The organism is Inconstantimicrobium porci, assembly GCF_009696465.1.
In the GTDB taxonomy this organism is placed as follows: domain Bacteria; phylum Bacillota; class Clostridia; order Clostridiales; family Clostridiaceae; genus Inconstantimicrobium; species Inconstantimicrobium porci.
Map to the genome: position 1 here is coordinate 17,185 of NZ_VULX01000014.1, position 24,074 is coordinate 41,258.

The 24,074-nt window shown below is 31.6% G+C and carries 22 protein-coding genes and 1 other annotated feature; of the genes, 21 read left to right on the forward strand and 1 reads right to left on the reverse strand.

The features are described 5' to 3' along the window. Positions 1-8: 8 nt before the first annotated feature. From FYJ33_RS10010 to FYJ33_RS10040, 7 genes are all read left to right on the forward strand, one after another. A complete protein-coding gene (locus tag FYJ33_RS10010; RefSeq protein WP_154531596.1) occupies positions 9-1,304 on the forward strand; it encodes a M18 family aminopeptidase in 1,296 nt (431 codons plus the stop codon). Between the two features lie 121 nt (positions 1,305-1,425). Next, positions 1,426-1,644: a hypothetical protein gene (locus FYJ33_RS10015; RefSeq protein WP_154531597.1), complete on the forward strand. Its 219-nt coding sequence runs from the start codon at positions 1,426-1,428 to the stop codon at positions 1,642-1,644. 30 nt (positions 1,645-1,674) lie between these two features. Beyond that, positions 1,675-2,031, forward strand: coding sequence for a hypothetical protein (locus FYJ33_RS10020; RefSeq protein WP_154531598.1), 357 nt, complete (start codon positions 1,675-1,677; stop codon positions 2,029-2,031). A gap of 44 nt (positions 2,032-2,075) precedes the next feature. Further along, entirely contained in the window at positions 2,076-2,549 is a 474-nt protein-coding gene (locus FYJ33_RS10025) for a hypothetical protein (protein WP_154531599.1), read from the forward strand. Positions 2,550-2,561: 12 nt separating this feature from the next. Then, positions 2,562-3,356 (forward strand): DeoR/GlpR family DNA-binding transcription regulator, encoded by a 795-nt coding sequence (locus FYJ33_RS10030; RefSeq protein ID WP_154531600.1) that lies wholly within the window; start codon positions 2,562-2,564, stop codon positions 3,354-3,356. Positions 3,357-3,391: 35 nt separating this feature from the next. After that, a complete protein-coding gene (locus FYJ33_RS10035; RefSeq protein ID WP_154531601.1) occupies positions 3,392-3,583 on the forward strand; it encodes an NUDIX hydrolase in 192 nt (63 codons plus the stop codon). A 40-nt stretch (positions 3,584-3,623) separates the two neighbouring features. Then, complete coding sequence (locus FYJ33_RS10040; protein WP_328598684.1) at positions 3,624-3,977, forward strand: DeoR/GlpR family DNA-binding transcription regulator; 354 nt, start codon at positions 3,624-3,626, stop codon at positions 3,975-3,977. A 136-nt stretch (positions 3,978-4,113) separates the two neighbouring features. Here the strand turns inward: FYJ33_RS10040 and FYJ33_RS10045 are convergent, their stop codons facing one another. After that, a complete protein-coding gene (locus FYJ33_RS10045) occupies positions 4,114-6,087 on the reverse strand; it encodes a YgiQ family radical SAM protein (protein ID WP_154531603.1) in 1,974 nt (657 codons plus the stop codon). Positions 6,088-6,502: 415 nt separating this feature from the next. On the opposite strand from FYJ33_RS10045, the gene FYJ33_RS10050 reads away from it, so the two are divergent. From FYJ33_RS10050 to FYJ33_RS10115, 14 genes are all read left to right on the forward strand, one after another. After that, positions 6,503-7,777 (forward strand): magnesium transporter MgtE N-terminal domain-containing protein, encoded by a 1,275-nt coding sequence (locus FYJ33_RS10050; protein WP_154531604.1) that lies wholly within the window; start codon positions 6,503-6,505, stop codon positions 7,775-7,777. Between the two features lie 77 nt (positions 7,778-7,854). Beyond that, positions 7,855-8,081: a binding site (T-box leader), on the forward strand. A 217-nt stretch (positions 8,082-8,298) separates the two neighbouring features. Continuing rightward, positions 8,299-9,207 (forward strand): cysteine synthase A, encoded by a 909-nt coding sequence (gene cysK / locus FYJ33_RS10055; protein WP_154531605.1) that lies wholly within the window; start codon positions 8,299-8,301, stop codon positions 9,205-9,207. A 33-nt stretch (positions 9,208-9,240) separates the two neighbouring features. Beyond that, positions 9,241-9,825, forward strand: a complete 585-nt coding sequence (gene epsC / locus FYJ33_RS10060; protein ID WP_277644293.1) for a serine O-acetyltransferase EpsC — start codon at positions 9,241-9,243, stop codon at positions 9,823-9,825. A 589-nt stretch (positions 9,826-10,414) separates the two neighbouring features. Continuing rightward, the gene (locus FYJ33_RS10065) at positions 10,415-11,116 is read left to right on the forward strand and encodes a lysophospholipid acyltransferase family protein (RefSeq protein WP_154531606.1); all 702 of its coding nucleotides are present in this window, start codon (positions 10,415-10,417) and stop codon (positions 11,114-11,116) included. A 20-nt stretch (positions 11,117-11,136) separates the two neighbouring features. Then, positions 11,137-11,769 (forward strand): endonuclease III, encoded by a 633-nt coding sequence (gene nth, locus FYJ33_RS10070; protein WP_154531607.1) that lies wholly within the window; start codon positions 11,137-11,139, stop codon positions 11,767-11,769. A gap of 166 nt (positions 11,770-11,935) precedes the next feature. Continuing rightward, positions 11,936-14,224: a PAS domain-containing sensor histidine kinase gene (locus tag FYJ33_RS10075; protein ID WP_206046667.1), complete on the forward strand. Its 2,289-nt coding sequence runs from the start codon at positions 11,936-11,938 to the stop codon at positions 14,222-14,224. A 125-nt stretch (positions 14,225-14,349) separates the two neighbouring features. Then, positions 14,350-15,255: a D-alanine--D-alanine ligase gene (locus tag FYJ33_RS10080; RefSeq protein ID WP_154531609.1), complete on the forward strand. Its 906-nt coding sequence runs from the start codon at positions 14,350-14,352 to the stop codon at positions 15,253-15,255. Positions 15,256-15,579: 324 nt separating this feature from the next. Then, positions 15,580-16,296, forward strand: coding sequence for a response regulator transcription factor (locus FYJ33_RS10085; RefSeq protein WP_154531610.1), 717 nt, complete (start codon positions 15,580-15,582; stop codon positions 16,294-16,296). Then, the gene (locus tag FYJ33_RS10090) at positions 16,286-17,827 is read left to right on the forward strand and encodes a HAMP domain-containing sensor histidine kinase (RefSeq protein WP_154531611.1); all 1,542 of its coding nucleotides are present in this window, start codon (positions 16,286-16,288) and stop codon (positions 17,825-17,827) included. Before FYJ33_RS10085 ends, FYJ33_RS10090 begins: the two co-directional genes overlap by 11 nt. 68 nt (positions 17,828-17,895) lie before the next feature. Then, entirely contained in the window at positions 17,896-18,837 is a 942-nt protein-coding gene (locus FYJ33_RS10095) for a glycoside hydrolase family 25 protein (protein WP_154531612.1), read from the forward strand. A 334-nt stretch (positions 18,838-19,171) separates the two neighbouring features. Next, positions 19,172-20,725 (forward strand): VanW family protein, encoded by a 1,554-nt coding sequence (locus FYJ33_RS10100; RefSeq protein ID WP_206046668.1) that lies wholly within the window; start codon positions 19,172-19,174, stop codon positions 20,723-20,725. A gap of 546 nt (positions 20,726-21,271) precedes the next feature. Further along, positions 21,272-21,733: a tRNA (cytidine(34)-2'-O)-methyltransferase gene (locus tag FYJ33_RS10105; protein WP_277643683.1), complete on the forward strand. Its 462-nt coding sequence runs from the start codon at positions 21,272-21,274 to the stop codon at positions 21,731-21,733. 12 nt (positions 21,734-21,745) lie between these two features. Continuing rightward, entirely contained in the window at positions 21,746-22,585 is an 840-nt protein-coding gene (locus FYJ33_RS10110) for a DegV family protein (RefSeq protein ID WP_154531615.1), read from the forward strand. A gap of 414 nt (positions 22,586-22,999) precedes the next feature. After that, complete coding sequence (locus FYJ33_RS10115; protein ID WP_154531616.1) at positions 23,000-24,070, forward strand: BMP family lipoprotein; 1,071 nt, start codon at positions 23,000-23,002, stop codon at positions 24,068-24,070. Positions 24,071-24,074 lie beyond the last annotated feature (4 nt).

A 24,074-nucleotide genomic window follows, 5' to 3' on the forward strand; every position in this document is an offset into this window, starting at 1 on the left:
GAAGTTAAATGGAAAAAGAACTAGCTAGGGAGCTTATTGATTTTTTATATGATTCACCTACTGCTTTTCATGCAGTAAGTAATATAAAAAATATACTTAAAAAAGAAGGATTTAATGAACTTGATGCAGGAGATAAGTGGGATATTAAAAATGGCGGAAAGTATTATGTGACAACTAATGATTCTGCTATAGCTGCATTTGTTGTTGGTAAGAAAGATCCTCAAGAAGCAGGTTTTAAGATTATCGGAGCACATACAGATTCTCCAACATTCAAGATCAAGCCAATTCCTGAAATGACTCCAGAAGGAAAGTATTTAAAGCTTAATACTGAAGTCTACGGCGGGCCAATATTAAATACATGGTTTGACAGGCCTTTATCACTTGCAGGAAGAGTTATGCTAAGGGGAAAGAATCCATTAAGACCTGAAACAAGATTATTAAATATTAAGAAGCCAATAATGATAATACCTAATTTAGCTATACACATGAACAGAGATATTAATAATGGAGTGAAAATCAATCCACAGACTGATACACTTCCTTTATTAAGCATGATTAACGAAAAATTCGAAAAGGATAACTTCCTTGTAAAAGTTATAGCTAAAGAACTTAATGTTAATGAAAAAGATGTACTTGATTTTGATTTATACCTTTATGAATTTGAAAAAGGCTCAATCATAGGATTAAATGATGAATTTATATCTTCTTCAAGAATAGATGACCTTGAGCTTGTACATGCTGGACTTAAAGCTCTTCTTAATTCAAGAAAAGTTGATGCTACAAATGTACTTGTATGTTTTGATAATGAAGAAGTTGGTTCTAGAACTAAGCAAGGAGCTGATTCTGACTTTTTAGCTTTCCTTCTTGAGCGAATTGTACTTGTTCTTGGAGGAAATAAAGAAGATTACCTTAGAGCACTTAAAAAGTCATTCATTATTTCATCAGATGTTGCACATGCGGTACATCCTAACTATGGTTCAAAACAGGATCCAGTTGTAAGACCAGTAGTAAATGGTGGACCAGTAATAAAGATAGCAGCCTCTCAGAGTTACACTTCAGATGCTGATTCAAGTGCAGTATATGAAGAAATATGCAGAGTTGCAAAGGTTCCAGTGCAGAAATTTGTTAATAGATCAGATATGGCAGGTGGTTCAACTATTGGACCTATATCATCAACTCATTTGCCAATACGTTCTGTTGACATGGGAACAGCATTACTTGCAATGCATTCTATAAGAGAACTTTGTGGAGTTAAAGATCATTATTATACAATGAAATCTTTTGAGGTATTCTACAACTTGTAAAAATGATTTTAATAAAAAATTATATAATGAAATTTCATCCTTTAGTAATATAAGGGTTGCAAGACATATAAAGAAACGACTTGGAGAAACCGTAGGGAACGACGAGGCTTCGTAATATGTCTTGCAACTCTTTTTTTATTTAAATGATCTGGAGGACAAGCTTAAGACAGGAAAGGTTATTGATATAAAAGATGAAAGAAGTTTGTGTAAAATCATAGATGGCAGCAACTATGTCTATAACGATAGCCGGTCAATTTATCTGAAAGATGAAAAGAATAAAACTAAAGATGAGGTTGTTAAATTTGGTGGAGATGTTTCTGCATTATATGAATTTAGATAAGTAATTGGTATATCAGGGGTGAGAGGCATTATGGGAGATAGAAAGAAGAGTTTTATTGTTCTTATTTCTGCTATAATAGTGATATGCATAGCAGGAATTGCTTATTATGGGTTTATGTTCACTAAACAAACACCTAAAAAAGCAGATATAAACAAAGCTGTAAAGCAGGAGAAGAGACTAAAGGGTGATGAAGTTCCTAGTGATAAGATAAAGACTTTATCATTAGGCGATGACGTAAGAGATACCAAAGATATTATAGGAATATCAGATGATAAAGTTGTTTACAGAAGAAATAACGTTGAGCTTAAGATAGCCGACAGAAAAACAAAAAAATCAGATGTTATTGAAGGCTTTGATTTGAGTACGGAATATATAGTCATAAAGTAAGTACAATTTATAAGATTAATTTTAGTGAGAAGGATTTAATAGGTATGTATTCATTTGATATTGATCTAAAGAATGGATATATGATTATTGGGGCAAGAAGTAGTGATAAAAAGAATGTTACTTTTAATCTGCTTACACTGTTAGACATTAAGAATAAAAAGAAGACACTGCTTGCAAAATCTTCAGAGAAAATCAGTACTTCAATACATTATCCTAATGTGGCATTCCAGATTAAAGACAAGATTCATGCATACAATATCGAAAAGAAAAAAGATGATTTTGTTCTTCAGTGTGGGAAAATTCCATGTAATACTATAATAAAAGATGAATATGTAATATGGAATGATGACAAGCTTTCTATATACTCTATAAAGGATAAGAAACTGTATGAGACAGCTAACGGCTGGTTTGTGAACGATCCTAATAACGAGGATGTAAAAATGATCAGCGGAGATATATTGTTCTGGAAAGATAATGACAATGTCAGATATTTGAAATTAAAGGATATAAATAAATAATTCAGAGTATATATGTATGATATAGAAAATAAAAATGAACAAAGTATATACACTAATAAATTATCAGAAGGTAAAAATGTAGAGATAATAAATTTTGATGTGGATATAGAAAAAGGATTTCTTATATGTCAGGAGTCTGATAATAGTACTGAAAGACTGGTACTAGTTAATTTAAATAAAAACAGCAGAAGGATATTGGCTAAGACACAAGGAATGTTTGAATTATGTTTAAAGTATCCTCAGGTAGTTTTTGGAAGAGATATTAAAGATATCAATCCTTATTACGATGCTATTGCAGAAAAAGCATGTTATTATATTAAAGAAAGAGAAACGATTTATATTGGCGGGACAAGCATTGATTATCTGATGATTAAGCATCTGCCACTGAATATTAAATACACTGTAATAACAAATTCCATAATAACTGCAGATGAGCTTAGAAAATTTGAAAATGTTGATGTGTATATTATGCCGGGAAAAGTGAGGGGCCACGGCAATATGCGTGACTCTTTAACACTTCAGTTTTTGCAAAACATCAAAATTGATTTAGCATTTATTGCTGGGCCATGCATTTCATCACAGTTCGGTTTGAGCAATACTTCATTTGAAGCAGCATCACTGCAGACTGCTGTAATGAATTCTGCAAGAGAAACTATATGGCTTATACCAAATACAAAGTTCGGCGTTGAGTCTTTATCAAAGATAGCAGATATAAAAGACATCAGCAGAATAATTACTGATTGTGAAGCTGTTGAAGATGAAGTTGAAAAAATAAGGAATCAAGGAATAGATATAGTAATTGTATAAAAGAAAAATAAATTATAAGTTTTGGAGATGATAATATGGAACTACCAACCCATATTGTAGCAGCAGGTGGAATTATTTTTAACGAAGCAAATAAAATACTGCTTGTCAAGAACCCAAGAAAAGGATGGGAGTATCCTGGCGGTGAAATTGAGAATGGAGAAACAATTATAGATGGACTGAAAAGAGAGATAAAATCCACATGTTTTTCGCTACTCTGTAGTAACTAATTCTGTACGTATTGCAGATGAACTGTCATATCATGATAATATTGATGTATATGTTTTAGGTGGAAAAATGAGATGCAGAGGTGTCTGCGATGATATGATGACTCTAAGACAGTTAGAGGCAATGAGGTTTGATAAGGGATTTTTAACAGGATATGGTGTAAGCAGTGAATATGGACTGAGTAATACATCAATAAATACAGCGGCTTTACATAAGACTGTAATCGAAAACTCCATAAGTAGTGTTGTATTGGTACCATCTTATAAAATTGGAAGGACTGGCTTTTCAGTAGTAGACGAAATTGAAAAAATCAGTATTCTTATTACAAATAAAGATGCTGATAAATTAGAAATTAAGAAGATTAAAGATAAAGGGATAAAAGTAATACTGGTATAATAATTCTTATAAATGACAACTTTAATAAGTTATAGGTCACAGGTCAAAGACTATGGTTGTTTGGCGGTAGAACCTCCATAAAATAAAGAATCAGTAAGCAGCGCCTACTGATTCTTTCATACAATTTTAAATTAGACTAACTTGTTTTTCTTCTGCTATTTTTTAATCTGCTCTTTTTGCTGTGTGATGAGCTGCGTTTATCATTTTCTGGTTTAGCTCTTCTGTTACTTTTTGAACCTGTACCAGCGCTTATATGTTTGAACTTACCATGAGGGGCTTTTCCTTTGTCACTGTATCTGCTTTCTTTTGGAGGATTCCAATCTATTAGACAGTTTGGTCCTTTACCAATAAGATCTTCTCTATGTGCTAATAAAAGTGCTTTCTTTACAAGGTTATAGTTCTTAGGAACTTTAAACTGCAGAAGTGCTCTCTGCATATCTTTTTCTTCCTGTGTTTTTGGAACATAAACATGTTCGCCAGTCATTGGGTTGATTCCTGTATAGTACATTGTAGTTGAAAGACTTCCAGGTGTAGGGTAGAAGTCCTGAACCTGCTCTGGCATATACTTCATATCTCTTATATATAAAGCAAGTTCAATGGCAGCATCAAGGTCACTTCCTGGATGTGAGCTCATTAAGTATGGAACTAGGAACTGGTTCATTCCAACCTTTTTATTTGTTTCATAATACTTTTTAACAAATCTGTCATATACAGCTCTGCTTGGCTTACCCATCTGAGTAAGAACTTTATCACTTACATGTTCAGGAGCAACCTTAAGCTGACCACTTATATGATATTTGCAAAGTTCACGCATGAATTCCTGATTTTTATCTTCAATCAGGTAATCATATCTAATTCCACTTCTGACGAAGACCTTCTTTATTGTAGGAATGTTGCGTACTCTTTTTAAAACTGAAAGATATTCAGAATGATCTACAATTAAGTTTTTACATGGTTTTGGGAACATACACTGTTTAGTTTTGCATGTGCCAAACTGTTCCTGCTTTTTACATGCTCTATGTCTGAAGTTAGCAGTAGGACCACCTATATCATGTATATATCCTTTAAAGTCGCTAAGTGTAGTAAGAAGCTTTGCTTCATCTACTATTGAATCACCGCTTCTGTTTTGAATTACTCTTCCCTGGTGGAAAGTTAAAGCGCAGAAGGAACATGATCCAAAGCAACCTCTATGGCTTGTGATTGAGAACTTAACTTCCTTGATGGCAGGTATTCCGCCTAGAGGTTCATATATTGGGTGATATGTTCTTTTGTAAGGAAGATTATATGTAAAGTCCATTTCCTCTTCAGTTAAAGGAACCTGCTGAGGATTTTCAACGAGATACCAGTCACCATGTTTTTGTATTATGCCTTTTCCAACTATAGAATCTTGTTCAAGAGCTTCTTTTCTGAAACTTTCTGCATATTTCATCTTATCAGTAGAGACGTCTTCAAATGAAGGAACTTCCACATAGTTTTGTAATTTTGAAATATCCTTTGTTAAATAGCATGTTCCTCTAATATCAGTCATTTTGTCGATTGACATACCATATTTCATCATATCGGCAATCTGAACTATTGTCTTTTCGCCCATACCATAAGATAAGAGATCTGCCTTAGAGTCAACGAGGATACTTCTTCTAACTTTGTTATCCCAGTAATCATAATGCGCAAATCTTCTAAGACTTGCTTCGATTCCACCGATTACTATAGGAATATCTTTATATGCTTCACGGACTCTATTACAGTAGACAATTACGGCTCTGTCTGGTCTGTAACCTGATTTTCCACCTGGAGAATAAAGATCATCATGTCTTCTTCTTTTGGCAGCAGTATAGTGGTTTACCATTGAATCTATATTACCTGAGTTTACAAGGAAAGCATACTTTGGTCTACCTAACTTCTTGAAGTCTTCGGCATTATGCCAGTCAGGTTGTGCAATTATACCAACAGTATATCCGTTTGCCTCAAGCGTTCTTCCAATTATTGCAGTACCGAATGATGGATGATCTACATAGGCATCGCCAGACACAATAATGAAATCAAGTTGTTCTATATTTCGCTTTTTTAAATCTTCCTTACATATAGGAAGAAAATCTTTTGCTAAGTTCATATATTTTCTCCTTCTTATAAAGAGTATGTTGACTGAAATGTCAAAATTAAAATAATAAGAAATAATCATGTAAGACATTTAGTTATCTTTACATATAGTAACATAAGAAAGAGTAAATTTAAATAACAACCATTATGCTAAAGTTGTGGACAAGTTGAAAAAATGGATAAAATATGTTCATAAAAATAATAAGAAAAATATATTTTGAGTAGATATGTATATACTATTAATGATAAAATATAGTGTAGAATTTTGCGTTAAGCAGAATTAAGGTTTAATTCACATAAAAAAGGGAGAGTGATATACAAGTGGATTCGGGGCCTTATATTAGATTGAAAAAATAGAAAAAGAGACAGTAAGGTTAATATTTAATTATTATTGTTTCTCTTTTTCTCATAATGGAGGAGTAAGAATAATGATTAAATTAAGTTCTTTCGGTTTTAACGATATCTTAAATAAAAGTGTGCTTGATGAATTTGGTGGATCTTTAGGCGAAATTAAAGATATCTATACTACATCTGAAAGTGGGACTCTTAGAGTTATTGGGTATCAGATAAAAAAAGGAAGTCTGATACTTGATTATGAATTTAGAAATATAAGTTTTTATCAGAAAGATAATGGTAGAATAAAGATAGTTACAAAAGGAAGCAGAGAGATTCTTCCGAGAACATACAGTTATTTACTTAACAGAGATTTGCTTAACAAAAAGGTTGTTGACCTTACTACAAAAACTGTTGTTAAAGTAAATGAGTTATTTATGGAAGAGATAGCAGGAGAGATAAGAATAAGAAAAGTTGAATGCAAAGATATACCTAAATATGAGGGGATTACTTTTACCAATATAATGGATAGAGTATTATTTCACATTGGTAAAAATATAAATTGTAAAATATTACGCTGTGATGAAATAGAAGTTATAGATTCGTCACAGGATAAGTATCATATCTCAAAAAGATTTGATAAACTTTCACAAATGCATCCTGCAGATCTTGCTGATATTATCGAAGATCTTGATGTTACGCAGAGAAAAGAAATATTCGAAAATCTTGATGAAGATCTTATAGCAGATACTCTTGAAGAGGTTAATCAGGAAATGAAGGGTGAAATAATAAAAGAACTTAGTGATACAAAGGTAGTTGAAGTTCTTGAAAGTATGCCTAACGATGAAATAGCAGATATGCTTGATGACCTTAATGAAGAAGAAAGAGAGAAGCTGCTTGTTAATATGCAGAATGAGGATGCAGAAGAAGTAAAAGAACTACTTGAATATGAAGATGAAACTGTAGGTTCGATAATGAATACAGATTATATTTCTATAAGTCTTGATATTACAATAAAAGAAACAATAGAGCTTTTAAAAGACATGGATCCTGATGAGGAAGTAATGAATACAATTTACATTACAGATGATGATAATAAGATAAAAGGATATGTTGGTTATAAGAATATAATTCTTCACAGTGGTGCAGAAGATAATATGAGGAAACTGAGCGAATTTGCTAATACAAAATTTAAGACAATAAATTATAAAGAAGATATAAGTGAGGCAGTTGAGCTGCTTGATAAATATGATTTGCTTGCTATACCAGTAGTAGATGATGAAAAAAAGCTTGTTGGATCAGTGCTTATACATGATATTGTTGATGAAACATTATATCCTATTTGGAAAAAGAAAAATAGAATAAAATAAATAATTAAAAAGTGTTGACAATAAATTACCAAGTAATATACTATAAATATAGTAATTCATATCGTATTAGTAAGAATTCAAATGCAGTGATAAAGGAAAGTATCATAAAGGATGATTACAGAGAGAAAGTGTTGCTGAGAGCTTTTATCAATAATTTATGTGAAGTGCCCTTTTTGAGCAGGAGCCGGAAATTGTAGTATGGTATCCCGGGATTACCCGTTATAGTAATAGAACATTATTGTGTTTGATAAGGTGGACATATTCAAGTAGAGTGGAACCGCGGAGTTTAAGCTTCGTCTCTAAATTATAGAGACGGAGCTTTTTTATATATTCTATTCTATTTAATAATGAATTTTAGTCGATTTTGTTTGCTGTAATGGCAGGTTGAAGAATGATCAATCATTGATGATCAATGATCATCGTTAGTAGTTACACAATATGTATCGAATGGATTGCTTGTATGTCGTTATTAATGGGAACAAATAAAAAATGTAATAATAAAATATAAGGAGGAATTTATTATGGTATTTAACAATGTTTTAGACTTGATAGGAAGTACGCCAGTATTAAAAATTAGTAATATAGATGCAGGAGAAAGAGGAGACGTATTTTTAAAGTTAGAAAAGTACAACCCTGCAGGAAGTATTAAAGACAGAGCAGCACTTGGTATGATTGAAAGAGCAGAAAAGGATGGAAAGATTAAGCCTGGAGATACTTTAGTTGAACCTACTTCAGGAAATATGGGAATAGGTATTGCAATGATAGGAAAATTAAAAGGTTATAAAGTTGTAATAGTTATGCCTGAATCAATGAGTAAGGAAAGAAGAAGTCTTGTTAAAGCTTATGGAGCTGAACTTGTATTAACTGAAGGTTCGAAAGGAATGAAGGGTGCAATAGCAAAAGCTGAAGAACTTGTAAAAGAAAAAGGATACTTTATGCCTCAGCAGTTTACAAACCCAGCAAATCCACAAAAGCATTATGAAACAACAGCAGCAGAAATCTTAAAGGATATACCTGATCTTGATGTGTTTGTTGCAGGTGTTGGAACTGGTGGAACTGTATCAGGAGTAGGTAAGAAGCTTAAGGAAATGAAGAAAGATATAACTATAATAGCTGTAGAGCCAGCGAATTCACCAGTTATTTCAGGAGGCGCTCCAGGTGCTCATAAAATACAGGGTATAGGTGCTGGATTTATTCCAGAGATATATGATAAGAATGTTGTAGACAAGGTTATACAGATAACAGATGATGAAGCATTTGAAGGAGCAAGAGAAGTTGCTTCAAATGAAGGAGTACTTATAGGGATATCAGCTGGTGCAGCATTAAAGGCAGCATTAAAGGCAGCTAAAGAAATTGGAAAAGGCAAGAAAGTATTGGCTATAGCACCAGATGGAGGAGAAAAGTATATCTCTATGGGTTTATATGACTAGATACTAATTTATTTACAAAGGAAGTGTTTTCGGGTGTTTAAAAATCTTAATTATGATTTGCAAAGAGTGCTTGATAATGATCCAGCAGCAAGAAACAAACTTGAAGTATTAATTCTTTATCCCAGTGTTCATGCACTTATAAGTCATAGAATAGCACATTGGTTTTATAAGCATAAAATGTTTTTTATAGCAAGATTAACATCTCAGCTTTCAAGACATTTTACTGGTATAGAAATTCATCCTGGTGCAAAAATAGGAAAAGGACTATTTATTGATCATGGTATGGGAGTAGTAATTGGAGAAACAGCCGAAATTGGAGATAATGTTACAATTTATCATGGTGTTACACTTGGAGGAACAGGTAAAGAAAAAGGCAAGAGACATCCTACTGTAGGAAATAATGTTTTAATAGGATGTGGAGCAAAGGTTCTAGGCAATATTAAAATTGGTGACAATTCTAATATTGGTGCTAATTCAGTAGTCCTTAAGGATATTCCAGCTGGGGCTACTGCTGTTGGCATACCAGCAAAGATTATTCAAAAACCTAGTGCTGAAATTATCGAAATAGAGGATTATAGAGGGAAAAAGAATAAAATCTATAACAATATGACAATATAAATTTATAAGAAAAAAATCACCGTTGTGTGATTTTTTTTTGTGTTCTATAATTATATATAGGATAAATGATGATATAGAATTGATAGTAATACATAATAGTATAAACTTTTTGATAAATGAGAATTTACTAAATAATGTAGAATGTATATTGTATAATGTATAATTCAGGATGAAATCCGTAAATGGATTTTTATATTTTATGGAGGGTACCTCCAAACTTCTTAAATTGTATAATTACAGAGTTTTAAAGAGGAGCAAAGCTCCTCTTATTTAAGCAGGCATTCCAAATCTCTGATTTGGTATGTTCGCTTACGTCTCGACCAAGCAGGCATTCCAAATCTTTGATTTGGCATGTTCGCTTACGTCTCGACCAAGCAGGCATTCCAAATCTCTGATTTGGTATGTTCGCTTACGTCTCGACCAAGCAGGCATTCCAAATCTCTGATTTGGTATGTTCGCTTATGCCTTGGCGTGAACTCCTATTAGGAAGTTCAATTCGAAATTATAAATTTAACATTATATCTCAAATTTCATTTATCAAATAGTTGTTATATCTTAATAAAAAATATATAAGGGGAGTGTTTTAGCTATGATGTCACCTTTTAAGGTAAAGTTATTATCATTATTACCAAAGACATTAAGGACAAAGATAGTTAGTGAAGCAATAGAGTGGTATATAAAAAAATACGTTGACCTTGAAATAAATGGACTTGAAAAACTTAATAATATAAAAGGACCCATTATTTTTGTATGTAATCATTTGAGCAATTCTGATGCACTTATTCTAAATAAAGTACTTAAGGAAAAGAAACCATATTTTGTTGCAGGAATAAAGCTTACAAAGGACCCTGTAACTAACTTTGGTATGGAAGTAGTAAAAACAATAAATATAAATCCTAATACACCTGATAAGGAAGCAATAAATCAAATGATAAGTACGATTAAAAATGGTAATAATATGCTCATTTTCCCGGAAGGTACAAGAAGTAGAACTGCATCAATGAATGAAGGTAAAAAGGGTGTACTTTTACCTGTAAGACTTACAAAGGCTAATGTTGTACCTATATCAATCTGTGGAAGTGAAAAAGTCCTTCCAATAAGTAAGAACGGAAATATGGGAGACGAAAAGTGGCAGATAGGAAAAGTTACTGTAAATATAGGTGAAGCAATAGATATGCCTAAAAAGGTAAAGGAAGAAACAAAGCATGAATATGACGATAGATGTATTGAGATGCTTATGAAAAAAATTGCAGTTATGCTTCCGGAATCTTACAGGGGAGTCTATGAATAAATAAATAAAGGAAGAAAATTATGCAAAAGAAGAATAAAATAATTATTGAAAAATTAAAGGAAATGTATCCTGATGCAAAATGTGAGCTTAACTATGAAACTCCATTCCAGCTGCTTGTAGCAACAGTTTTGTCAGCTCAGACTACTGATAAAAAGGTTAATGAAGTTACTAAGGAATTATTTAAGGATTACCCTGACGCAGAAAGTTTTGCAAATCTTACACAGGAAATGCTTGAAGATAAAATAAGAGTAATAGGACTGTACAGAAATAAAGCTAAAAATCTTGTACTTTTAGCAGAGAAAATTAGAAATGATTTTGGTGGAGAAGTTCCTGAGACAATGGAGGGAATAACATCTCTTCCTGGTGCTGGCAGAAAAACAGCTAATGTTGTACTTTCAAATGCTTTTGGTATACCTTCAATAGCTGTGGATACGCATGTATTTAGAGTTTCAAACCGAATAGGACTGGCAAATTCAGATGATGTATATGATGTTGAAATGCAGTTGCAGAAGAAAATTAAAAAATCTGAATGGACTTTGATGCACCATGTCTTAATATTTCATGGCAGAAGATGCTGTACAGCCAAAAATCCTAAATGTGACAATTGCGGAATAAAAGAATACTGCAAATATTTTAAAAAGGTAAGGAAATAAAAATAGGTAAATCGGTAAAATAATGGTATAATAAGTAGAGGAGCATTAGATATATTATTTTTAGATTCATGGGGAAGTGCAATTAATGAAAAAAGGTACAGCTTTAATAAATTTTATGTTGGCTATTTTTACAATAATAACATTATTGGTGTGTAGGAGGTTAGGTTTGGGAAGTATAGCTACACAGACCAATGTTATATATTTGTATAGTTCTTTACTAATACTATCATCTCTTGTGTGTCTTGCAAATGTATCATATTACTTATACAAAAAAGATATTTTAATTTTAGCTCTTGCTGTTAAGTTTGCAATTTCAAGTGGACTTTGGTTTACAGCTCTTGTAAATTCTTTTTCAAGACGCAATTCTCTGGCCATAGTCGCAGCGAACAGAGGATTCAGTGAAGAAACCCTTATATCTAATCTAATAATTGCCTGTATAATACTAGGCTCAAATATACGGAGAAATTCTAATTTGATGATAGCCACAAAAAGAATAATAGAAATAATGATTTCATGTGCTTTTTTTGGAGCATTTTTATATTTTCTTGATTATAACTGGCTTGAAATAATCCATGTGAATAATGAGCTTAGTGTTCCGTTCTATTTAAGTTTTATTCTTATCTTATTTAATTTTATTATCTTGTATTTTTTGTATAAAGATTATAGAAAAAGCGGAAGTATTTATGTTTATACAATATGCATAAGCTACTATTTTACAATTATTGCTGAAATCTTTAGACTGAATAGAAGGATTTTTGTTGATAATTTTATGTATCTTAGTAACATATATGATATAATTTCATATTCTGTGCCAGTAATTGGTATATGTTGCGAGTTTATAATAAAGATAAAAGTTCTTAATATGAAAATAGAGGAAGAGAGAATTTATCAGAATAAACTTATGAAATATTACAGTATTATTGAATCTATAGGCAACCTTATAGCTATAGTTGACGAAAACAATAATCCTGAATATCTTAATCCTGCGTTTAAAAGACTTTTAAATTTTTATAATAAAAAAAATTATTCTGAAATGAAATTCGATTTTAAGGGCAGTTCTTCTTACAAGGAGATTTTTGATAAAGCTATTAAAAATCATGGCGTAGCAGTTAAGACTATAGTTAATGATGTAAAAGGCAAAAAGTTTTATGATATGTCTGTTTATCCGATAAAAAATGAGTTTACAGGTGAAAATACATTTGTAATGCTGTTGTCAGATGAAACTGATAATATACTTCTTACAAAACATCTTGTAAATAGTGAAAGAAAGTTTAGAAATATTACTAATAATATATCAGATCTTATATGTCAGCTTGATAAGAGTGGCAAGATAACATACTGCTCACCTTCTTATACAAAAATGTTCGGTGGACTGTATCAGGATTATATAGGTGTATCATGGATACATAATATACGTGAAAACTATATAATGCAGGTTATTGATGATATCAATTCTTGCGTAAAGCATAGAGATACTGTTACAAATCAGTGTGAGATGATAGTGGATTCGTTAAGTCAGAAGTGCATATGGGTTGAATATGTTATAAGTCCGTTAAATGGTGCTGATTATAATAATGGAGTAATTTTAAGTGCAAGAGATATAACAAGAAGGAAGAAGGCTGAAGAAGAGAAAGAATGTGAGTCAAAGAAACTACAGGATACTATTGAATATGATAAGGTTAAGACTGAATTCTTCTCAAATATATCGCATGAATTAAGGACACCTATAAATGTTATTTTCTCTATTTTGCAGATTACTGAACTTCAAAATAATAGTACAGAAGATTACTTTAAAAAGTATAATAAACCGTTAAAACAGAATTGCTACAGGCTTTTGAGGCTTATTAACAATTTGATTGATATTACAAAGATAGATTCAGGTTTCTTAAAACTTACAATTAGTAGGTATGATATTGTAAGTCTTATAGAAAATATGACCCAGTCAGTTGTTCCTTATGCTGAAGCTAAGGGCCTGAGCCTTGTATTTGATACTTATGAGGAAGAAAAAATGGTTTACTGTGATTCTGATAAAGTTGAAAGAATTATCCTGAACCTTTTATCAAATGCCATAAAATTCACTCCAAGAGGAGGAAGAATTATTGTTACTATCTCAATAGACGAGGAAAAAAATAATGTAGTAATAAGCGTTAAAGATAATGGAGTCGGAATACCTGGCGATATGATAGAAGAAGTCTTTGAAAGATTTAGACAAGTGGACAAGTCTCTTACAAGACAAAATGAAGGAAGTGGTATAGGATTGTCCTTAGTTAAATCGCTTGTTGAACTGCATAAAGGTACTATAGAACTTAAGAGTAAAGTTGGTGAAGGTAGTGAGTTTATCATCAATCTGCCAATAGATGCTAACAAGGATCAGTGCAGCAACATAAATATTATACAAAGAGGAAATAGTAATATAGAAACTATCAATGTCGAGTTCTCAGATATTTATGAATAACAGTTTAGTTTTATGTAGTCCACGTATGTTTATAAATCGTGACACTGTGGTACTTAAAAATAAATATTTTATTTGTTAAAATCATTGTAGAAGATGTAAAGAAAGTCATTTAGGAGGATTTTAATATGAAAGTTGGAGTAATAATGGGTGGAATTTCTTCAGAAAGAGAAATATCACTTAAATCTGGAGAAGCTGTTATAAACGCATTAAAAGATAGTAAATACGAAGTAGTTGCAATAGATATAAAAAAGACTGAGGAGCTTGTTGAAAAAGTAAAAGGAATTGATTTTGCTTTTCTGGCTCTACATGGTAAATTTGGAGAAGATGGTACAGTTCAATCAGTTCTTCAGACAATGAAAATACCTTATTCAGGATGTAGTCCATTAAGTAGTGGAATATGCATGGATAAAGATATGACAAAGAAAGTATTAAAAGCCTGTGATATAAGAACAGCAGACTGGTTTACAGTTCGTTCTGTAGAAGAAATAGATTATAAAAAGGTTGAAGAATTTGGACTTCCAATAGTTGTTAAGCCTAACAATGGAGGATCTTCAGTTGCAACTTTTGTTTTAAAGGATAAGTCAGAAATTGAAAATGCAGTACGTGAAGGTCTTAAGTGGGATAATGAAGTTATGATTGAACAATTCATCAAGGGAGATGAAATAACATGTCCTATATTTGACGGAGAAATGTATCCAGTATTAGCAATAAAGCCTCATGCAGAATTCTTTGATTACACAGCAAAATATGCTGATGGCGGATCAGATGAATTTATCGTTGAACTAGAAGAAAACTTATATAAAGAAGTTAAGAAGCTTGCACTTGCCACATATAAAGGAATAAAATGTGGAGTTTATGCCAGAGTTGATATGATAATAAGCAATGGTGTGCCTTATGTACTAGAGGTAAATACTTTACCAGGACTTACTGCAAACAGCCTTTTCCCTAAGAGTGCAAAAGGATTAGGAATAGAATTTAAGCAGTTTATTGAAAACATCATAGAAACATCATTAAAAGAGACAGATAATTAGAAAGACTCTTTTTCATGGAACTCAAGATTCTAACTTGGGTTCCTTCTTTTTTACTAGAACTAGATCTGTATTATGGCTTACTTCTTTAAAACCATAATTAAGAAACATATGTATCGAAGGATTATCTGCAATTATACATTTTTTGGGAGACAATCTGTTTTGAAGATTAATATATAAGTGATTAATTTAGTGTTTTTTAGTTTCTAGAGTTGATTGCGATAATTATTCAGAAAATATTCAGAAATCTTACAGTTAGTGTTAAGATTAATATTATAATATAATGGTAGACATAAAAGTAAAAATAAAGATAAAGGGGAAAAGTTAATGTCTGAAGGAAATAAAGCTACAATTCTTATTGCAGATGATGAAAAGGAGATAAGGGATCTTATTAATATATATCTTAAAGGAGAGGGCTATGACACTATCCTTGCTGAAGATGGTGAAGAGGCGCTTAAATATATTGAAGAGAGAAAAATAGATCTTATAATTCTTGATATAATGATGCCAAAGATTGATGGTATAGGTGTATGTATGAAGGTAAGGGAGAAAATTAATACTCCAATTATAATGCTGTCAGCTAAAGTTGAGGATATGGATAAAATACTAGGACTTACTACAGGAGCAGATGATTATGTGACTAAGCCATTCAATCCGCTTGAACTTATAGCAAGAGTAAAGTCACAACTTAGAAGATACACAAGATTAAACAATATGACTCCTGCTGCAGAAGTTAAGAATGATGAGATTATTACTATAGATGACTTAAAAATAAATGTTGTAAATCATCAGGTGTTTGTAGGTGATGAGGAAAAGAAGCTTACTCCTACAGAATTTGATATTTTATTACTGCTTGCAGAAAACAGGGGGAAGGTCTTTTCTATAGAAAACATATATGAAAGTGTATGGAAAGAAGATTTTATGGAATCAGATAATACAGTTATGGTTCATATAAGAAAGATACGTGAAAAACTTGGTGAGAATTCTAGAATGCCTAAATATATAAAGACAGTCTGGGGAGTTGGATATAAAATTGAAAAATAAAATAGCACAGCAGTCGCTGGTTAAAAGGTTATGGAATAAACGTATAATGGCACCAATAAGACTTGTTGTGAAAATGACAAAAAGAAATATGGACAAAAATATTAGATTTGCAATAATTGTTGTGTTTGGTATATGTCTGTTTTTTGCAGGAGTTACCTTCATGATATCCAATACAATATTTGGGCATAACCAGTACAGAACTGTCACGATAGTAGATAGAACTGCAATTGCAAATATGAAGAAATCGTTTGAGAATTCATACAGTTCATACACAAAGAATAAGTTTTCTTCGATAAAAAGCAATGATATGAATAGCATTATTATGAATATGGATCTTGTTGGGAACAGGAGAATTGCAGTTACTGATTTTGATGGTAATGTTCTTTATAAGTATGGAAATATACCAGAGCCCCAAATAGATATCAGCAAAATGATGAAGATATCTGAAAAGACTTGTGATGAAGATAAGATATCAAGAAGATATTTTGCAAATTTCTCTAAAGAGGAGCTTGTATCATTTTCAAACATAAAGTTTAATAACCAGCCTGCAATAGTATTTTATTTTGCTGATGCGGAAGTTACAAATAAGGATGAATATTATAACAGCGGTATCAGCATGTTTTCTGTAATGATTGCTGTCATCGTTTTTGCCATGTCATTTTTGAAGCTTACAAGGGACAAAATGAAATATTTAAATGATATATCGATAGGGCTGAGTACAATTGCAGATGGTAATCTGAATTATAGAATAAATGAACTTGGAAACGACGAAATAAGCAAGATTGCTAAGAATATAAACAACATGGCGAGAGAAATTGAGCGAAGGATGCAGCAGGAAAGAAGAGCAGAAAAAACAAAAAATGATCTGATAACTAATGTATCTCATGACTTAAGAACTCCGCTTACATCTGTTATGGGGTATCTTGGACTTATTAAGGAAAGAAAATATACAGATATGAATCAGATGGAGGAATATATTAATATTGCGTTTGTAAAGTCACAGAAAATAAAAGTATTGATGGAAGATCTTTTTGAATATACAAAATTAAGTAATAATATGATAACACTGAAAAAACAGAAGATAGATATAAATGAATTTATATCTCAGCTTATAGAAGAATACATTCCTGTTTTTGTAGAAAACAACTTGAATGTTGTAAGAAACATTGATAAGAATATCTTTGTTAATATAGATGTAGATAAAATGCTTAGAGTGTTTGAAAATATGTTCTCAAATGCTGTGAAGTATGCTTCAAAACCATGTGATTTTGAGATAGGAATAAGAGATAAAGATAAAAAAGTGCTGATAACCTTTGCTAATAGAAGTGAGTTTATACCTAAAGAAAAAATAGATAGGCTTTTTGATAGATTTTATAGGGTTGATGATTCAAGAAACTCAGTAAAGGCAACAGGAAGTGGATTAGGGCTTGCGATAAGTAAGCATATAGTTGAACTTCATAAAGGAAAGATATGGGCTGAGTATATTAATGATAAGATTATTTTCATAATTGAACTAAATAAAATTAAATAGCAGATTGTAACATAAAGTATTCATATTTATATTATATTAATATGAGTATTTTTATGTTGGAGGACAATATGCAGAATAACAATCCACAAAGTACGTTCGGACCGGACATTAATGAATATACACAGAATGCAGATTTTAGTGTTCTTGCATATACAGTAGATTTTATATACTTAAGAGCATCTGGATCAGCTACAGGGAGGTTTAGAATAGATAGAAAGTTTATTCAATACGCAAAATCATGTAGGGATTATGGAATACCATGCGGAGCTTATCATTATGCAGTGCCATCATATGATCTGACTACAGCTGATCAGCAGTGCGATGGCTTTATAGATGCACTTCAGCAGGGATTTGGAGTAAAGGATTATGGAGAACTTTTCCCAGTAGTTGATGTTGAAGCACCTACTGATAAATCAATCTCAACTACAGCTTTAATTAACTGGGTTGACAGATTTAGAAAAAGATTTGAATCAAAGACTAGAAGAAGATTGATGCTTTATACAGGGCTTTTCTTTATTGAGTTATATAACAATTTTAATGTGCCAGGTAAAGGTTATCCACTAAGTAATATGCCTCTATGGATTGCAATGTATAGAGATGTGCCTGTAAATCCAGCTGTTCCGCCTGATATAGGGGGATGGAAGCGATGGAAGATGTGGCAGTATACAGAAAAAGGACGAATAAGGGGTATTTCTTCAGCTGTAGATTTGAATTGGGGACCTGATAGTATAGATTTCCTTATTCAGCCAAGGGTTGTAAGAGGTCTTCAGGCAACAATGGATAACAATAATATTTATGTTAAATGGGACAAGAATAGCGACAAAGATCTTCTTGGATATAATATATTCGTAAATAATTACTGGGTAGGTACTGTTGACAGAGATGCTACAAGTTTTGTAATTAAAAATAGCAAACTCACTTTGCAAAAGAATAAACCTATAAATGTTACAATTGAAGCATTTGATTTTGATGGCGAAGTATCAAAGACAAGAGCAAAAGTTACACTGTAAGTTAATTCTATAATGAGTAGCGTTATTATTAAGAAAGTTGAGAGTAGAATTAAGAAAATAAGCTTTAGGAAGGAATCAGTTCACGTTGATACTGATTCCTTATTTATAGTTTAGAAAATTGCATTCAAGGTGTGAAAGTCTAATTTATTGTTCTGAGTCGAATAGCTATTGAGTAAAATATTAGAACTTATGAAATAGATTGTAGTTAAAATGTAACATAGTGTAAAAATATAAAAGTTATAATAAAAAAAGAGTAAAAAAACTAATTTTATATACATATAGGAAAATATATATAGTATAATAAATGGTGATGAATTTTGAGGAGAGAAAGTCGATGAAGAAAAAATCTAAAAAAAACTTAAAGATGCAGAGATATGCAGTTATAGCATGTTCGGTTTTAGCCGTTTCAGCTGCATGTGGAGTAGGATATACATTATCAGTTAAGCATAGTGTTGCTGATTGGGAAAACAGAATTTATTCTGGTGTTAAGGTGGCAGGAATAGATTTATCTGGAAAAACTAAAGAGCAAGCAAAAGAAGAGTTACTATCTTATGAAGAAGCTATAAATAGAAAAGTAATCACAGCTAAAAAAGGTGATAAATCGTACCAATTAAAGTATTCAGACTTGAGTCCAAAGTTCAATGTTGATGATACAGTTGAAGAAGCTTTTAAATATGGAAAAGACAAAGGCGTGTTTGAAAAACATAAGCTTATCAAAAAGGGAGTGGCAAAAGATTTAACATTAAAGTTTGATTATAATACTGAGCCAATAAAATCATTTGAAAATAAAATTTCAAAAGATTTAAATGTATCTGTAAAGAATGCGACAATAGCTTTAAATGGTGGCAGCATATCAGTTACTGATGATAAGACAGGTATAGCAGTTGACATAGACAAGCTTGACAAACTTATTAAAGATAGTATTACTTCTGAAAAAGATACATCAGTTACTATAGAGATACCTACTAAGGTTACTGAACCTAAGGTAAAAAAAGCAGATCTTGCTAAAATAGATGGAAAGATTTCTGGATTTTCAACACAGTTTGATCCATCAAATGTTGATAGAAGCAAGAATCTTGAAATAGCAACTGGTTTTATAAATGGAACAGTAGTAATGCCTGGAGATACTTTTTCATATAACGATACTGTTGGTGAAAGAACTGTAGAGAGAGGCTTTAGAAATGGGGCTGTCTATATTAATAATAAAGTTGAACAGGATGTAGGTGGTGGCGTCTGCCAGGTATCTACAACTTTATATAGAGCGATTATGGGTGCTGGAATAAAGTCAACAGAAAGACATAATCATTCATTAAAAGCTACATATTCAGATTACGGACTTGATGCTACTGTTTCATGGGGATATCTTGATTACAAGTTTAAGAATACATATGATTTTCCTATATATATTCAAGGATATACTACATCAAATCAGGTTATATTTAATGTCTATGGCAACAAGGCCGGTATGGGTGGAAAAACTTATGATCTTGTAGCAGAAAAAGTTAAGAATATACCAGCAGGAGCTAAAACTGTTAAGGATTCCACATTAAAGGAAGGCCAGGTAGTTTGGGATGAGAAAGCTATAGATGGTGTAGTGGTAAATTCCTACAGAATAACTTATCAAAATGGTAGCCAGATTGCTAAGGAATTTGTAGCAAAAGACACTTATTCAAAAGTAGATGGAGTAAAGAGAGTGGGTACTCAGAAAGCGGTGCAGCCTACGGTAAACAATGATGCTGTACAAAAGGCAAAGCAGGAAGAAGAGGCTAAGAAAAAGGCAGAAGAAGAAGCTAAGAAAAAGGCAGAAGAAGAAGCTAAGAAAAAGCAGGAGCCAGAGGCTGCGCAACAAAAGCCCACACAAAACAACAATACTGAAGCAAAACAATAAATATAATTATACGAAAAAAGCTGATACAAAAGAGTGTTATACATTTTGTATCGGCTTTTTTAATTTAAAGATAGTTGTATACTATTTACAAGTTTATAAAAAATAATAAATAATGGATATATATAGTAAAATTTTAAAAAATAATATATAATCATTATATTGGGTTATATTATCAATTTAGGGGAAGGGAAAATGACAAAAATTGAAAGCCTTAAGAAAAATATTTCTAAAGTAATTACAGGGAAAGAAGAAGTAGTTGATGATATATTAAAAGTTATATTAGATACTTAACAAACTTATAATAACAATACCTAATGTATGCATAAAGACAGATTATGAGGGCTGTGGTAATTCAGAGGGCTATTTACTTCTGCTCGCTATAAAGAGGAGAATAGTAGATGAAATTGAATTTGAATTTTATGTTAAGCAATTTTTCCTGTTTTAGATTTAAGCTATTTTGACTAAATGTAAAAGGTAGTGTATATTAAATATTATAATAATTAAACAATATGATTAATATTAATTAGTAATTTGGAGGACACTATAGTGAATCTTAATATAGTTTTATATCAACCAGAGATACCACAGAATACAGGTAATATAGCAAGAACTTGTGTGCTTACAAATTCAACACTACATCTTATTAAGCCTTTAGGATTTAGTCTTGATGAGAAGCATTTAAAAAGAGCAGGTCTTGATTATTGGAAAGACTTAAAGTTAGAGATATATGAAAGTTATGAAGAATTTATGGAGATAAATAAGGATAAGAGGATGTTTCTGGCATCAACACATGCAAAAGAAATTTATAGCGATGTTAAATTTAAGCAGGGAGATTTTATAATGTTTGGAAGAGAGTCATGTGGTGTTCCTGACAATGTTCATAATGATATCCAAGGTATTAGAACACCAATGCTTGAAACTAGTACGCGTTCACTTAATTTATCAAATACTGTTGCAATAGTTGCATATGAAGCGCTTAGACAAATTGGTTTTCCAGGGATGAAATAGGGGGTAATTAACATGGAAAAAATAAAGATAATTACAGATAGCACAGCAGATTTACCTAAGGAAATATTTGAAAAGTATGATGTGGAAGTGTTGCCTCTATTAATTAACTTCGGAGAAGAAAGCTATTTAGATGGTGTGGATATTAACCTTCAGCAGCTTATAAAAAGAATTAATGAAGAAAATGTTCTTCCAACAACTGCACAGGTGACTCCTAATAGATTTGCAGAGTGCTATAAAAAATTTCTTGATGAAGGATATAAGATAGTATCGATACATCTATCTTCAAATATGAGCGGAACATATCAGTCAGCATGTATAGCGAAAGATATGCTTGAAACAGATAATATTGTTGTTGTTGATTCTCAGACTGTAACATCTGGACTGGGAATACTTGTGATTCAGGCAGCGGAGCTTAGCAGACAGGGTCTTACTATAAATGAAATCAAGGATAAACTTGATGAAATAAAAGGTCATATCCAGAGTTCATTGGCATTTGAAAGTTTAGAGAACCTTGTAAGAGGAGGAAGAATATCTAAAACTGTTGGTGTTATAGGAAGTGTACTTAATATTAAACTTATTCTTGAAGTAAAAGATGGAATGATGGCTGTTAAGGATAAGGTTAGAGGAACAAAAAAAGCTGTTAAGCGTATTATAGAAGATTTTGAGAAATATGGGCATAAGGAAGGTACACCAATTGTACTGTTTCATGTTGAAAATAAGGATATACGTGAAGGTCTTATGAAATATTTTAACGAAAACAAAATAGAATATATTGATACAGAAGTTGGCTGTACTGTTGGAATACATTCAGGTCCTAAGGCGGCAGGTCTTTTCTTTATCGATAACAAATAATATAAAAGGAATGTCTTTGAAATATATTTTAAGGACATTCCTTTTATATTATTTTAAAATAGACATAAAGCTAACCCAAAATACATATTATATTACAGGTAATAGTTGAATATGCGAACAATAACCCGTGAATAGAAAATATAAAACGTATAATTTAATGAAATTAAAAAAATGTATTCTTTAAAAGTAAAATGATATAACATATTTAATTAAATAATATATATTTTTGGACTTTAAAATGCATGTTTTTCAAAAAAAAACGAAAAAATAGAAAAAAACATTGAAATTGTTCAGAAAATTATATAAAATTAAGCTGTAAATGCTAATAAATGTGTTTACGAATATTATATAGGTTTATACCTGCTATTATTTAGCAGTGATAAAAATTTAAAATGGGCTTAGGAGGAATCTTTAATGAAAAAGAAGAGACTAATGGCTGCAATTTCAGCTATTGCGGTTGCTACAACAATGTTTATGGGCTGTGGTTCATCAAACAATTCTGCAAAGAGTGGCGACAGTGCAACTAAAGAAAATTATAATGTATCAATGGTAACTGATACAGGTGGAGTTAATGACCAGTCATTTAACCAGTCATCTTGGGAAGGACTACAACAGTTAAGCAAAGATGTTAAAGATAAAAATGTAAAGGTAAGTTATTTAGAATCTAAACAAGAATCTGATTATGCTACTAACCTTGATAAAGCAGCAGATAGTGGATGTAAGTTAATATGGGGTGTAGGTTATGCTATGGCTGATGCTTTAACAAATGCGGCTAAGAAAAATCCTGACGTTAATTATGCTATTATAGATAATTCATATGGAAAGGATACACTAAGTAATGTTACTGGTGTAATGTTTAAAGCTGAAGAATCATCATTCATGGTAGGATATATTGCTGGTAAAACTACAAAGACAGGAAAAGTTGGATTTGTAGGTGGACAGACTAGTGCTGTTATAGATGAATTTGAATATGGATATAAAGCTGGTGCACAATATGCAGCTAAAGAATTAGGAAAGACTATAGAAGTTCAATCTCAGTATGCTCAGAGTTACAATGATGCAGCAAAGGGTAAAGCTATAGCAAACTCAATGTTCTCAAAGGGATGTGATATAGTATTCCACGCTGCAGGTGGTACTGGAGTAGGAGTTATTGAAGCTGCTAAAGAAGCTAACAAGTTTGCAATCGGTGTTGATAGAGACCAGGCATACTTAGCTCCAAAGAATGTATTAACTTCTGCATTAAAGAATGTTAATGTTGCAGTTGAAAATCTTTCTAAAGATGCTATGAGTGGTAAGAAAATAGGTGGACAAACATTCACTTATGGATTAAAAGAAGGTGCTGTTGGAATTCCTGAAAAGAATGACAACCTAGATAAAAAAGTATATGATGATACTATGAAGATTCAGGATGAAATCAAAGCAGGAAAAATAACACCACCAGCTAGCAAGGATTCATACGAAAAATTTGTTAAGGATCTTAAATAATTTA

Bases quoted from the DNA above. Each gene is read 5' to 3' on its own strand.
- FYJ33_RS10010 (WP_154531596.1), top strand. From the start codon at position 9: ATGGAAAAAGAACTAGCTAGGGAGCTTATTGATTTTTTATATGATTCA.
- FYJ33_RS10020 (WP_154531598.1), top strand. From the start codon at position 1,675: ATGGGAGATAGAAAGAAGAGTTTTATTGTTCTTATTTCTGCTATAATA.
- FYJ33_RS10025 (WP_154531599.1), top strand. From the start codon at position 2,076: ATGTATTCATTTGATATTGATCTAAAGAATGGATATATGATTATTGGG.
- FYJ33_RS10030 (WP_154531600.1), top strand. From the start codon at position 2,562: ATGTATGATATAGAAAATAAAAATGAACAAAGTATATACACTAATAAA.
- FYJ33_RS10035 (WP_154531601.1), top strand. From the start codon at position 3,392: ATGGAACTACCAACCCATATTGTAGCAGCAGGTGGAATTATTTTTAAC.
- FYJ33_RS10045 (WP_154531603.1), bottom strand. From the start codon at position 6,087: ATGAACTTAGCAAAAGATTTTCTTCCTATATGTAAGGAAGATTTAAAA.
- FYJ33_RS10050 (WP_154531604.1), top strand. From the start codon at position 6,503: ATGATTAAATTAAGTTCTTTCGGTTTTAACGATATCTTAAATAAAAGT.
- cysK (WP_154531605.1), top strand. From the start codon at position 8,299: ATGGTATTTAACAATGTTTTAGACTTGATAGGAAGTACGCCAGTATTA.
- FYJ33_RS10065 (WP_154531606.1), top strand. From the start codon at position 10,415: ATGATGTCACCTTTTAAGGTAAAGTTATTATCATTATTACCAAAGACA.
- nth (WP_154531607.1), top strand. From the start codon at position 11,137: ATGCAAAAGAAGAATAAAATAATTATTGAAAAATTAAAGGAAATGTAT.
- FYJ33_RS10080 (WP_154531609.1), top strand. From the start codon at position 14,350: ATGAAAGTTGGAGTAATAATGGGTGGAATTTCTTCAGAAAGAGAAATA.
- FYJ33_RS10085 (WP_154531610.1), top strand. From the start codon at position 15,580: ATGTCTGAAGGAAATAAAGCTACAATTCTTATTGCAGATGATGAAAAG.
- FYJ33_RS10095 (WP_154531612.1), top strand. From the start codon at position 17,896: ATGCAGAATAACAATCCACAAAGTACGTTCGGACCGGACATTAATGAA.
- FYJ33_RS10100 (WP_206046668.1), top strand. From the start codon at position 19,172: ATGAAGAAAAAATCTAAAAAAAACTTAAAGATGCAGAGATATGCAGTT.
- FYJ33_RS10110 (WP_154531615.1), top strand. From the start codon at position 21,746: ATGGAAAAAATAAAGATAATTACAGATAGCACAGCAGATTTACCTAAG.
- FYJ33_RS10115 (WP_154531616.1), top strand. From the start codon at position 23,000: ATGAAAAAGAAGAGACTAATGGCTGCAATTTCAGCTATTGCGGTTGCT.